This is a genomic window from Solilutibacter silvestris (assembly GCF_002895945.1).
In the GTDB taxonomy this organism is placed as follows: Bacteria; Pseudomonadota; Gammaproteobacteria; order Xanthomonadales; family Xanthomonadaceae; genus Solilutibacter; species Solilutibacter silvestris.
The window spans coordinates 627,986-641,025 of the sequence record NZ_NPZB01000001.1 but is presented as its reverse complement, the minus strand read 5'-3'; the positions used below and the strand labels follow the sequence as shown (position 1 = coordinate 641,025).

Annotated in this window: 16 protein-coding genes; 7 read left to right on the top strand and 9 right to left on the bottom strand. The window is 64.9% G+C overall.

Going from position 1 to position 13,040, the window contains the following annotated elements; translation table 11 throughout:
- Positions 1-161 precede the first annotated feature (161 nt).
- Positions 162-1,343 carry a class I SAM-dependent methyltransferase gene (locus Lysil_RS02845; protein WP_103074053.1) on the bottom strand — a complete coding sequence of 394 codons (1,182 nt, stop codon included), beginning with the start codon at positions 1,341-1,343 and terminating at the stop codon, positions 162-164.
- A gap of 77 nt (positions 1,344-1,420) precedes the next feature.
- Here Lysil_RS02845 and Lysil_RS02840 point away from each other — a divergent pair, with 77 nt between their 5' ends.
- Positions 1,421-2,170 (top strand): pteridine reductase, encoded by a 750-nt coding sequence (locus Lysil_RS02840; RefSeq protein ID WP_103074052.1) that lies wholly within the window; start codon positions 1,421-1,423, stop codon positions 2,168-2,170.
- A gap of 6 nt (positions 2,171-2,176) precedes the next feature.
- On the opposite strand, the gene folK is transcribed toward Lysil_RS02840, so the two are convergent.
- From folK to tsaD, 3 genes are read right to left on the bottom strand one after another with little or no spacing between them, the layout of a single operon-like run.
- Positions 2,177-2,665, bottom strand: a complete 489-nt coding sequence (folK, locus tag Lysil_RS02835) for a 2-amino-4-hydroxy-6-hydroxymethyldihydropteridine diphosphokinase (protein ID WP_103074051.1) — start codon at positions 2,663-2,665, stop codon at positions 2,177-2,179.
- Entirely contained in the window at positions 2,665-3,021 is a 357-nt protein-coding gene (gene folB, locus Lysil_RS02830) for a dihydroneopterin aldolase (protein ID WP_103074050.1), read from the bottom strand. The genes folK and folB overlap by 1 nt, the downstream gene beginning before the upstream one ends.
- 25 nt (positions 3,022-3,046) lie before the next feature.
- Complete coding sequence (gene tsaD, locus Lysil_RS02825) at positions 3,047-4,072, bottom strand: tRNA (adenosine(37)-N6)-threonylcarbamoyltransferase complex transferase subunit TsaD (RefSeq protein ID WP_103074049.1); 1,026 nt, start codon at positions 4,070-4,072, stop codon at positions 3,047-3,049.
- Positions 4,073-4,166: 94 nt separating this feature from the next.
- On the opposite strand from tsaD, the gene rpsU reads away from it, so the two are divergent.
- From rpsU to Lysil_RS02800, 5 genes are all read left to right on the top strand, one after another.
- The gene (gene rpsU / locus Lysil_RS02820) at positions 4,167-4,382 is read left to right on the top strand and encodes a 30S ribosomal protein S21 (protein ID WP_103074048.1); all 216 of its coding nucleotides are present in this window, start codon (positions 4,167-4,169) and stop codon (positions 4,380-4,382) included.
- A gap of 107 nt (positions 4,383-4,489) precedes the next feature.
- Complete coding sequence (locus Lysil_RS02815; RefSeq protein ID WP_103074047.1) at positions 4,490-4,936, top strand: GatB/YqeY domain-containing protein; 447 nt, start codon at positions 4,490-4,492, stop codon at positions 4,934-4,936.
- A 4-nt stretch (positions 4,937-4,940) separates the two neighbouring features.
- The gene (locus Lysil_RS02810) at positions 4,941-5,438 is read left to right on the top strand and encodes a GNAT family N-acetyltransferase (protein ID WP_103074046.1); all 498 of its coding nucleotides are present in this window, start codon (positions 4,941-4,943) and stop codon (positions 5,436-5,438) included.
- A 12-nt stretch (positions 5,439-5,450) separates the two neighbouring features.
- The gene (gene dnaG, locus Lysil_RS02805) at positions 5,451-7,175 is read left to right on the top strand and encodes a DNA primase (protein WP_103074045.1); all 1,725 of its coding nucleotides are present in this window, start codon (positions 5,451-5,453) and stop codon (positions 7,173-7,175) included.
- Between the two features lie 31 nt (positions 7,176-7,206).
- Positions 7,207-8,244 carry a YeiH family protein gene (locus Lysil_RS02800; protein WP_103074044.1) on the top strand — a complete coding sequence of 346 codons (1,038 nt, stop codon included), beginning with the start codon at positions 7,207-7,209 and terminating at the stop codon, positions 8,242-8,244.
- Between the two features lie 39 nt (positions 8,245-8,283).
- Here Lysil_RS02800 and Lysil_RS02795 read toward each other — a convergent pair whose 3' ends face one another.
- The 4 genes from Lysil_RS02795 to Lysil_RS02780 are packed head-to-tail and all read right to left on the bottom strand — an operon-like array spanning position 8,284 to position 11,672.
- Complete coding sequence (locus Lysil_RS02795) at positions 8,284-9,204, bottom strand: heme o synthase (protein ID WP_165782320.1); 921 nt, start codon at positions 9,202-9,204, stop codon at positions 8,284-8,286.
- Positions 9,201-10,397 carry a COX15/CtaA family protein gene (locus Lysil_RS02790; RefSeq protein WP_103074042.1) on the bottom strand — a complete coding sequence of 399 codons (1,197 nt, stop codon included), beginning with the start codon at positions 10,395-10,397 and terminating at the stop codon, positions 9,201-9,203. The genes Lysil_RS02795 and Lysil_RS02790 overlap by 4 nt, the downstream gene beginning before the upstream one ends.
- Positions 10,394-10,963 carry a thioredoxin domain-containing protein gene (locus Lysil_RS02785; protein WP_103074041.1) on the bottom strand — a complete coding sequence of 190 codons (570 nt, stop codon included), beginning with the start codon at positions 10,961-10,963 and terminating at the stop codon, positions 10,394-10,396. Before Lysil_RS02785 ends, Lysil_RS02790 begins: the two co-directional genes overlap by 4 nt.
- Complete coding sequence (locus Lysil_RS02780; RefSeq protein WP_240600043.1) at positions 10,956-11,672, bottom strand: SURF1 family protein; 717 nt, start codon at positions 11,670-11,672, stop codon at positions 10,956-10,958. The genes Lysil_RS02785 and Lysil_RS02780 overlap by 8 nt, the downstream gene beginning before the upstream one ends.
- A gap of 63 nt (positions 11,673-11,735) precedes the next feature.
- Here Lysil_RS02780 and Lysil_RS02775 point away from each other — a divergent pair, with 63 nt between their 5' ends.
- Positions 11,736-11,963, top strand: coding sequence for a twin transmembrane helix small protein (locus tag Lysil_RS02775; protein ID WP_103074040.1), 228 nt, complete (start codon positions 11,736-11,738; stop codon positions 11,961-11,963).
- A gap of 188 nt (positions 11,964-12,151) precedes the next feature.
- Here Lysil_RS02775 and Lysil_RS02770 read toward each other — a convergent pair whose 3' ends face one another.
- Entirely contained in the window at positions 12,152-13,036 is an 885-nt protein-coding gene (locus tag Lysil_RS02770; protein ID WP_103074039.1) for a cytochrome c oxidase subunit 3, read from the bottom strand.
- Between the last annotated feature and the right edge of the window lie 4 nt (positions 13,037-13,040).

Below are 13,040 nucleotides of genomic sequence, written 5' to 3'. Positions count from 1 at the left end.
CGCCTGCGCGGTGGGTCCCTATGGCCGACCATTCCGCCGCATGGATGCGGCGGCTGAGCCTCCATGGATGGATTCACGGTTCGCGGCAATAGGGACACCCAAGCGGGCGCACGCCGGGCGCGAGAAAGCTGATCCCTCGCTACGTTCGGGATGACCGCAGTTCACAACCGATGCGACAAATCCCCGAGCAGGAACGCATGGCCCAGCTCGACATCGCGCGCGAAACCCATCACCTGGAAGCGCTCGCCCATCTCTTCCGGTAGTGTCAATCGCTTCACCTGCTGACGCAGCCGCAATCGCGCGACCTCATCCGCCGACTGCGCCTCCGCCGCGGCAAGGCGACGATCCAGCCCGTTGCCGAGCAGGAAACTCGCCTGGCTGCAATACCCGGTGAAATCGAAACCGGCGCCAGTGCCCGCTTCCGCCAACGCAGTGAAATCGACCGACGCGGTGATGTCCTGCAAGCCCGGCCACGCCAGCACATCGTCCACCACATGATGGCGACGGAACGCGCGCAACGTCCCTTCGCTGCGTTGCGGCTGGTAGTACTCGCCACGCGCATAACCGTAATCGATGAACAACAACGCGCCACGCTCCAGCGGCCCGATCACCGCCTGCACCCAGTACGGCAGTTGCGGCAACAGCTCCGAACGATAATCCTCGGCGAACGGCTGTTCGAGCGCACGCTCGACGTGGCGCACGCTCGCGGTCACCAGCGCATCGGCGGGACGACCGATCACCACGAACGCATCATTGGCATCGAGCGCGACGTGATCCTCCCAGACTTCGTCCTCGGCGATGGCGAAGCGCGTGGTCGGCAACGCGTCCAGTACTTCGTTGGCAAAGACAATCCCGCGCCACGGTTGTTCGAACGGGCGATCCAGCCATTCGACGCGCGCGAACACGTCAGCCGGCAACACGTTCTGCAGATGTTCGCGCTGACGTTCGCGCAGTTGCGCGCTCGGCTCCAGCAGGCAATAACGCGCTGGCAGGCGATTCAGCGCCTGCAGATGCAGCAGAAGATCGGCAGCGAACGCGCCGGTGCCGCCACCGATCTCGAGGATCCAGCCGTCCTTCAATTCGTCCAGCACCGGTGCCACCGCCTCGCCGACGCATTCCGCGAAAAGATGCCCGAGTTCCGGCGCGGTGACGAAATCACCGGCGCCACCGAACTTGGTCGCGCCCGCGCTGTAATACCCCAACCCGGGCGCGTACAGGCACAGCTCCATGAAGCGCGAAAACGGGATGCTGCCACCCGCTGCACGGATTTCGTGGCGGATCGCGGTCGACAATTCGGCGCTGTGCGCCTGGGCATCGGCATCGGGGGGCGGCAAAGCAGTCATGGCGTTCTCGTCGCAACAGGGGAACAGGATACGGCTGCACGCATGCACGGTCACGCCTCCCGTGCGAGCATGTCGGGATGCCGGTCGCATCGCCATCCCCTGTCGTTCTCGTCACCGGCGCCGCTCGTCGCATCGGCGCGGCGATCGCGCGCCATCTGCACGCGCAGGGATATGCCATCGCGCTGCACTATCGCGACTCCGAAAACGACGCGATCGCATTGCGCGATACCCTCGAAGCCACGCGCCCAGGCAGCACGTTATTGCTGCAGGCCGATCTCGCCCAACACGATGCAGCGGAATCACTGGTCGCACGCACCGTCGAACATTTCGGGCGGCTGGACGGGCTGGTCAACAATGCCTCGACATTTTTCCCGACGCCCATCGGCAGCGCCACGCAAGGGCAATGGAGCACATTGTTCGATGCCAACGCCCGCGCGCCGTTCTTCCTTGCGCAAGCCGCCGCACCACACCTGCGTGCGCGCCAGGGCAGCATCGTCAACATCACCGACATCTACGGCGAGCGCCCATTGCGCGATCACAGCGCCTACTGCATGTGCAAGGCGGCATTGCTGATGATGACGAGGTCCCTGGCGCTGGAACTCGCACCCGATGTGCGCGTGAACGCTGTCGCCCCCGGTGCCATCCTGTGGCCGGAGCACGAGGTCGTCGATGGCGCGCGCCAGGCGGCGATCGTCGCGCGCACGCCACTGGCGCGGACCGGCACCCCGGAAGACATCGCCGAGGCGGTGTATTGGCTGCTCGCGTCCGCGCGCTTCACCACCGGCGAAGTGGTGCACGTCGATGGTGGACGCCTGCTCGCCAATTGAAACGAACTACACGTTCCAGTCGACGTACTCGAACTGCGTATCGTGATCCGGATGCATAGCCCATAGCGCGGCCAGCGATTCCATCCGCACCGGATCGATATAGTCCGGCGCGATTTCCGCCAGCGGTTTCAGCACGAAGGCATGGCGGATTTCGTTGCGCGGCAATTGCAGATGGTTCGCGCCATCCATCACCAGATGGTCGTAGTAGACGATGTCGATATCGAGGGTGCGATCGCCGAAGCGCGGGCCGCTGCGATCGCGCCCGTGCGCGTCTTCCAGCGCGTGCAGCCAGTCGTTGAGTGCATGCGGATCGAGATCGCTGTCGATCGCCGCCGCCGCGTTGAGGAAATCGCCGCCATCGAATCCGACCGCCGGGTAGCGATGGATCGTCGATAGCCGCACCTCGCCAAAACGTGTGCGCAATGCATCCGCCGCCGCCTGCAGATGGCGCAACGGATCGACATTGCTGCCGAGGCTCAACAGGGCATGTCCCATCAGTCGCGCGTCCGCTCGATCATCACCCCGACCGCGCGCGCACCGCGCACCGCGCCCGGCTTGCTCAGTTTCAAGCGCACCCGCGACACCTTGAACTCGCGCAGGATCAATTCGGCGCAGCGTTCCGCCAAAGTCTCCACCAACCCGAACTCCGTCTCCGCAACATAAGCCATCAACGCCTTGCTGACCGCCTTGTAGTTGAGCGTGTCATCAATGCTGTCGCTGGCCGCGGGAATGCGATTGTCGAACGCCATCTCGATGTCGAACACCAGCGTCTGGCGGATGCGGCGCTCCCAGTCGTAGATGCCGATCAGGGCGTCGATCTGCAAACCTTCGATGAAGACGATATCGCTCACGTGTTCTCCCAATCACATCGCACGATCAAACTGCCGGCAACGTCGCCATGTCCCAGCGCGGCACGACGTTGATTTCCAATCCCTGTCGCTGGCCAGCCTCCAGCCGCAACGCCCCGGCGAAGGCGATCATCGCGCCATTGTCGGTGCACAACGCCGGCGGCGGGAATGCCACGCGACCGCGGCGCTTGCTCGCCATCACCTGCAATCGCTCGCGCAACCGTCTGTTCGCGCCGACGCCGCCGGCGACGATCAGGGTGTTGCAGCCGACGGACTCCAGCGCGCGCTCGCACTTGATCGCCAGCGTATCGACCACCGCATCCTCGAAACCACGGGCGATATCGGCGCGCGTCGCATCCGACTGGTCGCTGTCACGCCACGCCAACAACACTTGGGTCTTCAAGCCGCTGAAACTGAAATCGAGACCGGGACGATCGGTCATCGGGCGTGAAAAACGGAAGCGCCCCGGCACGCCCTGCTCGGCCAGCGCCGCCAGTTGCGGACCCCCCGGATACGGCAGCCCCATCAACTTGGCGGTCTTGTCGAAGGCCTCGCCGGCGGCATCGTCCAGCGTCTCGCCCAGCAGGCGGTAATGGCCGATCGCTTCGACATGGACCAGTTGGGTGTGCCCGCCGGAGACCAGCAGGGCAACGAACGGCGGCTCGGGCGGATCATCCTGCATCAGCGGCGCCAGCAGATGGCCTTCCATGTGGTGGACGCCAACCGCCGGAATATCCAGCGCCCAAGCCAGCGACCGCGCCACCCCGGCCCCGACCAGCAGCGCCCCGACCAGTCCCGGTCCGGCGGTATAGGCCACGCCATCGAGGTCACCGGGGGCGATCCCGGCCTCATCCAGGGTCTGGTGGACCAGCGGCAGGGTCTTGCGCACGTGGTCACGACTGGCCAGCTCCGGCACCACGCCGCCGTACTGGGCGTGCAGCGCGATCTGGCTGTAGATCGCCTGCGCCACCAGCCCGCGCGCACCGCCGAGGGCGGTGTCGTAGACCGCCACCCCGGTTTCGTCACAGGAGGATTCGATGCCCAGCACTTTCATCGGCCAATGATACCGGCTTGCGCCATTCACTTTTGTTGGACTATAATCCCCGGCTCACTCCGGCCGTCTGGTCGGTTTTCACTCGGAACATCACATGCCTGCCGTCAAAGTCCGCGAAAACGAACCGTTCGAATTTGCCCTGCGCCGCTTCAAGCGCACCTGCGAGAAGGCAGGCGTGCTGGCCGAAGTGCGCAAGCGCGAGTTCTACGAAAAGCCGACCCAGGAACGCAAGCGCAAGGCAGCTGCTGCCGTGAAGCGTCAGTCGCGCCGCATGTCGCGCGACGTGACCAAGCGCCAGCGCCTGTACTGAGCGCACGCGTTTCGGTTCCGCGAAGCCGGCACGCGCGAGCGTGGCCGGCTTTTCGCATTTCTGGATGTCGCGATCACCAGCGCGTCCACTCCTTAGAGGAAATCCCGATGTCCCTGAAGACCCAGCTCACCGACGACATGAAGACCGCGATGAAGGCCGGCGAGAAGGCCCGCCTGGGCGTGATCCGCCTGGTCAACGCCGCGATCAAGCAGCGCGAAGTCGATGAGCGCATCGAGCTGGACGATGCCGCGGTGCTGGGCGTGCTCGAGAAGATGGTCAAGCAGCGCCGCGATTCGATCAGCCAGTTCGATGCCGCCGGCCGCGAAGACCTCTCCAAGATCGAGCGCGACGAGATGGCGATCATCCAGCACTACCTGCCGACGAAACTGGACGAAGCCGACGTGCTCGCCGCGATCGATGCCGCCATCGCCCGGACCGGCGCCAGCGGCGCCGCCGACATGGGCAAGCTGATGGGCGTGCTGAAGCCGCAACTGGCCGGCAAGGCCGACATGGCCGAGGTCTCGAAGCTGGTGAAGCAGAAGCTCGCAGGCTGACCCCATGCCTGCGCGCATCGCCATTCGCCCGGCGGTCGCTGCCGACGTCCCGCTGATCCTCGACCTGATCCGCGCGCTCGGTGAATACGAGTGGTTGGCGCATGAGGTCGTCGCGACGGAGGCTGGTCTCCACGCCCAGTTGTTCGGGAAGAAGCCGGCTGCGGAGGTGCTGATCGGCGAAGTCGATGGCCAGCCAGCCGGCTTCGCGTTGTTCTTCCACAATTTCTCGACTTTCCTCGGCCAGCCCGGCCTGTATCTGGAGGACCTGTTCGTGCGCCCGGAACATCGCGGCAGCGGCCTCGGCAAGGCGCTGATGGCGGAACTGGCGCGGATCGCGATTGAACGCGACTGCGGCCGCTTCGAATGGTCGGTGCTGGACTGGAACCAGCCGGCGATCGATTTCTATCGCACCCTCGGCGCCGTCGGCATGGACGAATGGACGGTGCAACGCGTCAGCGGCGCGGCGTTGCGCAAACTCGCCACGACCGCCCAACCGGAATAGTCTGGACGCAACGTGGCACGCATCCCCGACGCCTTCATCGACGATCTCCTCAACCGCACCGATGTGGTCGAGATCGTCAATGCGCGGGTGCCGCTGAAGAAGAAGGGCAACGAATACACCGCCTGCTGCCCGTTCCACGACGAACGTTCGCCGTCGTTCTTCGTCTCGCCGACCAAGCAGTTTTACCACTGCTTCGGCTGCGGCGCGCATGGCAGTGCGATCAACTTCCTGATGCAGTTCGATCGCCTCGAATTCCTCGACGCCATCGACGAGCTGGCGAAACGCGCCGGCATGGAAATCCCGCGCGACACCGCCCAGCGCAATGCCAATCCGGAAACGCAGCCGCTGTTCGGCGCACTCGATGCGGCGGCGGCATTCTTCAAGCGGCAACTGGCGTCGAGCAGTCGCGCCCAGGCCTATCTCGACCAGCGCGGCGTCGATGCCGCGACCCGCGAACGCTTCGCCATCGGGTATGCACCGCAGGGCTACGACGGACTGCGCAACGAACTCGGCACCGACCCACGGCGCATGCAACTGCTGGAACGCGCCGGGTTGTTCTCGCGCAACGACAAGGACCACGTCTACGACAAGTTCCGCGATCGCGTGATGTTCCCGATCCACGATCGTCGTGGCCGCGTGATCGCCTTCGGTGGCCGCGTGCTCGACAAGGACAGCTCGCCGAAATACCTCAACTCGCCGGAAACCGCGCTGTTCCACAAGGGCCGCGAACTCTATGGGCTGTGGCAGGCGCGCCAGGCCAATCCGAAGCTGGAACGGTTGCTGGTGGTCGAAGGCTACATGGACGTGGTGTCGCTGGCGCAGCACGGCATCGTTTACGCGGTGGCGACGCTCGGCACCGCGACCACGCCCGAACACGCCGAACTGCTGTTCCGCAACGCGCCGGACGTGGTGTTCTGTTTCGATGGCGACGCCGCCGGCCGCCGCGCGGCGTGGAAGGCACTGGAATCGGTGCTGCCGCGCATGAAGGACGGACGCCAGGCGTTCTTCCTGTTCCTGCCCGATGGCGAGGATCCCGACACCCTGATCCGCCAGGAGGGCCACGCCGGCTTCGTTCAACGATTGCACGCGGCGACACCGCTGTCCGAAGTGTATTTCGCCGAACGATTGCAGGGTATATCGCTGACATCGATCACCGGCAAGGCGACCCTGGTCGATCGCTGCCGCGCCGACATCGCCAGGATTCCCGATGGTGGTTTCCGCGATGCGATGATCGCGCGCATCCGCGAACTCACCGGCGTCGATGTCACCGATGCCGCGGCGATACCGCGCACAGCGATGACATCGAACTCGAACATGCATGCGAAACGCAGCCTCGTCCGCCATGCCATCACCTTGCTGTTGCAGCATCCGCCGCTGGCCGAGCGCGCGCCGTTTCCCTACGCCTTCGAAGCGCTGGAGCTCGCGGGAATTCCCTTGCTCGTTGAATTGCTCGACGTGTTGAAGACACGACCCGGCATGACCGCGGTCGGCATCCTCGAAGCATTCGGTGATCACCCGGATGTCGCCTCGTTGCAAAAACTCGCGACACAAAACGAACCCGGTGGCGCGCAGGAATGGGTGGTCGATTTCGACGGCGTGTTGGCGCAGCTGGCGAAACAATCCACGCAACAGCGCGTCGACCAGCTGCAGGCGCGCATCCGCGAACTAGACGAACACGAAAAAACCGAATTGCGCGAGCTGCTGCAGTTGCGCTTTGCGGCCCCGACCCGGCAATAACCCTCCCCTCACTCCTCACCATTCCCACCACATGACCTCCACCGCATCGAATCCCTGGCGCGCGCGCCTGCCCGGCCTGTTGCTCTCCGCTGCGCTCGCCCTCGCCGCGATGCTGCTGGAACCGTGGACCAAGCGCTTCGGCATGAGCGCGCTGCCGACCGCCATCGTGCTCGGCATCATCCTCGGCAACAGCGTGTTTCCGCGCATCTCAGGGCACGCAGGCGCCGGTGTCGATTACGCGCGTTCGCGCCTGCTGCGCATCGGCATCGTGCTGTTCGGATTCCGCTTGACCTTCCAGGACATCCTGGGTGTCGGCGTCTCCGGCATCGTCATCGACATCATCATGGTCGCGGCGACGTTCTTCCTTGCGCTGTTCCTCGGCCGCCGCGTGTTCAAGCTCGATCGCGACAGCTCGATCCTGATCGGCTCCGGCGCAGCGATCTGCGGCGCCGCCGCGGTGATGGCCGCCGAACCGGTGGTGAAGGCGCAGGCGCACAAGGTCTCGGTCGCAGTGGCGACGGTGGTGGTGTTCGGCACCATCGCGATGTTCCTCTACCCGCTGTTCTGGCCGATGTTGCAATCACACCTCGGCTTCACCCAGCACGCCTTCGGTCTCTACGTCGGATCGAGCGTGCACGAAGTCGCGCAGGTCGTCGTCGCCGGCAAATCGGTGGGCGATGACGCGGCGAACATCGCGGTGATCGAGAAGATGATCCGCGTCATCCTGCTGGCGCCGTTCCTGCTGCTGCTCTCGGCGTGGCTGCGCGACAAGAACGACGCCAGCGGCAAGCGTGCACCGATCGTCATCCCGTGGTTCGCGATCCTGTTCCTGGTGGTCGGCGCCTTCAATTCCTTCCACCTGCTGCCGAAGGCGTTGGTCGATGCCCTGTTGAAGATCGACACCTTCCTGCTGGCGATGGCGATGGGCGCGCTCGGCATTCGCACGCACGCCGGTGCAATCCGTCAGGCGGGCCTCAAGCCATTGTTGCTGGCGACGGCGTTGTTCGCATGGTTGATCGTGGGCGGATTGCTGGTGAATATCGGGGTGATGCGGTTGTTTGGACACTAACGCTCGGCGCTCTCGCTCGACCAGCCACGATCCAACGCCTCAAACCCGATCCATCACAAACGGCGGCACCGGCTGCAACCACGGCAACAGCCAGTGGTCGATCAGCAGGAAGGCGAACAACGCCATCAGGTAGATGATCGAATACTTGAACACCTGCATCGCGAATAGCTCGTCGGGCGGGTTCTGCAACTTCCACGCGTACCAGACGAAGACCGCACCGAGCACCAGCGCGCCGCCGAGGTAGAACACGCCGCTCATGCCCGCCACCCACGGCATCACGGTGACCGCCACCAGCAGGATGGTGTAGAGCAGGATCTGCTTGCGGGTGTATTCGACGCCGTGCGTCACCGGCAGCATCGGCACCAGCGCCTTGGCATAATCGGCGCGACGGAAGATCGCCAGCGCCCAGAAATGCGGTGGTGTCCACACGAAGATGATCAGCACCAGCAGCAACGCATGCGCCCAATCCCACGGGCGTTCCATGCCGGTGATCGCCGACCAGCCGAGCAGTGGCGGCGCGGCGCCGGCGATGCCGCCGATCACGATGTTCTGCGGCGTCGCGTGTTTCAGCCATGCGGTGTAGACCACCGCATATCCGATCAATGACGCGAAGGTGAGCAGCGCGCAGATCCAGTTGACGCCGATGATGAGGATCGCCATCGATATCGCGCCAAGCGACAGCGCGAACACCAGCACCTGCCGTGGTGTGAGCGAATGCGATGGCAAGGGGCGATGTTGCGTGCGCGCCATCAACACGTCGATGCGACGATCGATCAGGTGGTTGATCGCTGCCGCCGATGCGGCCGCCAGCCAGATGCCGAGCAAGCCGAGCACGCCATGGCGCAGGTCCTCCGCCGTCGGCAACCCGGGAATCGCCAGGCAAATGCCGACCAGCGCGGTGAACACGATCAGCGCCACCACGCGCGGCTTGGTCAATGGCCAGTAGTGCGCCCAACTCATGCCGGCTGCACCGTCCGCTGCGGACGCTTGATCCGTGCCAGCAGCGACACCAGCAGGAACAGCAGGATCGCCGCGCCGGCGTTGTGCAGCACCGCCACATGCAGCGGCAATGCCAGCTTGACGTTGCTGATGCCGAGCGCGCATTGCACCGTCACCATCAAGGCCAGCAGCACGCCCCAGGTGCGCATGCCCGGCGTGCGGATCAAACGCAGGCCCAGCCACCACACGTAGAGGAACACCACGCAGGCCATCAGGCGGTGCGCCATCTGGATCGCGATGCGCGATTGCCCATTGAGCACGCCGCCTTCGTAATCGACGCCACCGTTGCCGATGAAGGCATCACGCCACAGCACGAAGCCGTTGTGCCAATCGGCGTTCGGCCACCAATGGCCCGCGCACTTCGGGAAATTGTCGATCGACATGCTGCCGGCGCCGCAGGACAACGCCGCGTAGTTGGAGCTGGTCCAGCCGCCGAGCGCGATCTGGATCGCCAGCAATGTGACACCCGCGATCAGCAGGCGCCGCAGCAGGCGCGTGTCGGCGAGCTGGATCGGCACGTTGGTCGCGCGCCACGCCATCCATGCCAGCAACGCGAAGGTGGTGAAACCGCCGAGCAGGTGGCCCATCACCACGATCGGTTTCAGCAACCAAGTCACCGTCCACATGCCGAGCAACGCCTGCACGATGATCACCGCGAAGGCCAGCATCGCCACGCGCGACAAGTCTTCGTTGTTCCAGCGCCACGCGGCGGCGAGCAGGATCGCTTCCGCTGCAATCGCCAGTGTTGCCGATGCATCGTGCATGCCGCGCATGTAGAGCGGGATCGCCAGCGCCACCAACATCGCCGACACGATCACCTGCAGCATGCCGAGGCGGCGACGGCGCGCGGCGATCACCGCCAGCACGAACACCAGGAAGCCGAGCGTCGCCGCGAGATGGCGATGCATCTGTTCGCGCCAGGCCTTGGTCGGATCGAGCGTGCGGATCGCGCTCGCGGCATGGTTGGTGATGTCGCCGGCGACCTGCGGCCATGCCGCGCGGCCATAGCAGGTTGGCCAATCGGGGCAGCTCAGGCCGGCGTTCGACAAGCGCACGAACGCACCGAACACGATCACGGTGAACGCCAGCGCCACCGCCAGCCAGGCCAGGCGCGCGAAATGACGGGACAGGATGGGAACGAGGGGTCGGCTCATTGCAACTTCAGCAGGCGGGAGAGATCCGTGCGCAGATCGGCCGGATCGAACCCGGGAGCGTACCGCAAGACCACGAAGCCATTGGGATCGATCACGTAGACCACTGCGTCAGCGGGCGCGCCGGCACGCGGCAAACGGACTTTCAGCACATCCAGCGGCACGACTGCGCGCGGATGGCTGGTCGCGGGCGCGCTGGCCGGCACCGCACCGGCCCACAGCACGTCGGCGTGGTCGCGATCGTGGCCCAACGCCTGCCATGCCACGTCGAGATCGCGCGCGAGCTTGTCGCAACGTTCGCGGCAATCGACCGCGGGCACCGCGAGGATGCGCCAGCGCCGTGCCTCGGGCGACCACGGATACGCGGCGCCATCGGCGAGACGCAACGACACGTCGCGCAGATCAACCGGCGGATTCAACAATTCACCCTTGTTCTTCAATCCTTGCGGACGCCAACCGGAAAAACGCAGCGCGCCGGCCAGCGCGAAGCTGCCGAGGAACAATGCCGCGAGCACCAGCAACATGCGGCGGTTGCGACGACGTGCATTGGAAATGGACGAATCAGGCATCGGGATCGTGTCGCCGCGAACGGCGATTCAACAGAAGGGCGAGGATGAGCACGGTGGCCGCCATCGCGAACCACTGCACGGCGTAGGCGATGTGGCGTTCCGGCGGCATGGTGTTGGGCAGCACGTCGAGATCGCGCTCGCCACCGATGGGCACGGCTGGATCGAGGCGCAACACGCGCGGCGCGAGTGTCGTTTGCCCGAGCATCGCCGGCAATTCTTTCACCGGCAACGCCGTCGCCAGCACGTCGCCATCGGGCAGGCGCGTGGCGATCGGCGCCATCAAGCCATGCGATGGCGGCGGCATCAGCAATCCACGCACCTCGCGCAATTCCGGCAGCGGCAGCGTCGGCATGTGGCGACGATCGAGCACCGGCAGCCAGCCGAGATCGACCAGCAGCGGTGACGTCGCGCCATCGGCCAGGAACACGCGATACACGCGCACGCCAACGTGTCCGCCGTGGACCTGGCTATCAAGCAGGACTGCCGGCGTCGGCAGGAACCGCCCCGACCCGGCCACCCAGTCATAAGTCGACAGATGCGCCGGAGCGGATGCGGCGGACAATGCCAGCGGCACCTGTGCGGCGATGGTCGCCCGCGCCTGTTCCAGCATCGCGCGCTTCTGCTGCGCGCGACCGAGCTGCCACATGCCCAACGTCGCGAACAACGCCGCGACGGCGATCGCCAGCAACCACCAGCGCAGGCGTTTCACCGGCCTGCACCCGCACGCGCAGGCTGCGATAATCCAGCCATCGCCACTGCACGGGAGCTTGCCATGAACCCTTCGCTGAAACTCGTGCTGGTGGTGGGCGTTCTCATCCTGATCGTCTGGAACCTCGGTCAAGGCCTGTACTACATGCTGACGGATCGCGGCCAGTCGAAACGCACGGTCAATGCACTCACGCGGCGCATCGCGCTATCCGTTGCGCTGATCCTGTTCATCATCCTGGCCATCTACATGGGCTGGATCACGCCGCATGGCGTGGGAAGCAATCCGGGTTGATGAAAGATGCTGGATCCCCGCCTGCGCGGGGATGACGAACCCGAAAGTCTGATGCGCATCATCGCGACACCTCTGGCCTCTGGGCGATGGGCTGGCTAGGCGGCGGCGGTTGAGCAGACCCGAAGTTGACTGAAGTCAATGAGGGGATGCGAAACCGTCGCCAACAACGCCAGCACGAGCTCCAGAGGTCAGAGCACGTACACGAAGAGAAAAAGCATCAACCACACCACGTCCACGAAGTGCCAATACCACGCCACCGCTTCGAAACCGAAGTGATCCTGCGGGGTGAAGTGGCCCTTCAGGCAACGCAGCCAGATCACCAGCAGCATGAAGGTACCGAGGGTGACGTGCAGGCCGTGGAAACCGGTGAGCATGAAGAAGGTGGAGCCGTAGATGCCGGAGGCCAGCGTCAGGTTGAGCTCGTGATAGGCCTCGCGGTATTCGGTGGCCTGGCAATACAGGAACAGGCAACCCAGCAGGATGGTCAGTCCGAGGAACAGCAGCAGCACGCCGCGCTTGTTGGCCTTCAACGCGTGGTGCGCGATGGTGACGGTGACGCCTGAGGTCAGCAGGATCAATGTATTGAGCAGCGGCAGGCCCCAGGCCGGCACGGTGTTGAAGGTGCCGCCGATGCTCGCTGGCCCATTGGTCGGCCAGCCGCCGGTGAAGCCGTCCCACAGCAGCGCGTTGGTACTGCCGCCATGGCCTTCGCCGGAGAGCCACGGCAACGCGAACTGGCGGGCGTAGAACAGCGCGCCGAAGAACGCGGCGAAGAACATCACTTCCGAGAAGATGAACCACACCATGCCCATGCGGAACGAGGTGTCGACCTGCTTGTTGTAGTAGCCGCGCACCGATTCGGTGATGACGTCGGAGAACCACTTGAACAGGATCAGGGCGAGGAACACCAGGCCGACGAGGAAGGTGGTCTTGCCCCAGCTCTCGTGGTTCAGCAATCCGCCGAAGCCGAACATGGTGGTGAACAGCGCGACCGATGCGATCACCGGCCAAGGGCTGCTGTGCGGCACGTAATAGACATCGTGATCCGGTGCGTGGGCGTCCGTGTTGGCCATGTCT

Coding starts and splice junctions, on each gene's coding strand:
- Lysil_RS02775 (WP_103074040.1), top strand. CDS start 11,736: ATGAACCCTTCGCTGAAACTCGTGCTGGTGGTGGGCGTTCTCATCCTG.
- Lysil_RS02815 (WP_103074047.1), top strand. CDS start 4,490: ATGTCCCTGAAGACCCAGCTCACCGACGACATGAAGACCGCGATGAAG.
- Lysil_RS02790 (WP_103074042.1), bottom strand. CDS start 10,397: ATGAGCCGACCCCTCGTTCCCATCCTGTCCCGTCATTTCGCGCGCCTG.
- Lysil_RS02785 (WP_103074041.1), bottom strand. CDS start 10,963: ATGCCTGATTCGTCCATTTCCAATGCACGTCGTCGCAACCGCCGCATG.
- Lysil_RS02845 (WP_103074053.1), bottom strand. CDS start 1,343: ATGACTGCTTTGCCGCCCCCCGATGCCGATGCCCAGGCGCACAGCGCC.
- folK (WP_103074051.1), bottom strand. CDS start 2,665: ATGGGACATGCCCTGTTGAGCCTCGGCAGCAATGTCGATCCGTTGCGC.
- Lysil_RS02800 (WP_103074044.1), top strand. CDS start 7,207: ATGACCTCCACCGCATCGAATCCCTGGCGCGCGCGCCTGCCCGGCCTG.
- Lysil_RS02770 (WP_103074039.1), bottom strand. CDS start 13,036: ATGGCCAACACGGACGCCCACGCACCGGATCACGATGTCTATTACGTG.
- Lysil_RS02810 (WP_103074046.1), top strand. CDS start 4,941: ATGCCTGCGCGCATCGCCATTCGCCCGGCGGTCGCTGCCGACGTCCCG.
- Lysil_RS02795 (WP_165782320.1), bottom strand. CDS start 9,204: ATGAGTTGGGCGCACTACTGGCCATTGACCAAGCCGCGCGTGGTGGCG.
- rpsU (WP_103074048.1), top strand. CDS start 4,167: ATGCCTGCCGTCAAAGTCCGCGAAAACGAACCGTTCGAATTTGCCCTG.
- Lysil_RS02840 (WP_103074052.1), top strand. CDS start 1,421: ATGCCGGTCGCATCGCCATCCCCTGTCGTTCTCGTCACCGGCGCCGCT.
- tsaD (WP_103074049.1), bottom strand. CDS start 4,072: ATGAAAGTGCTGGGCATCGAATCCTCCTGTGACGAAACCGGGGTGGCG.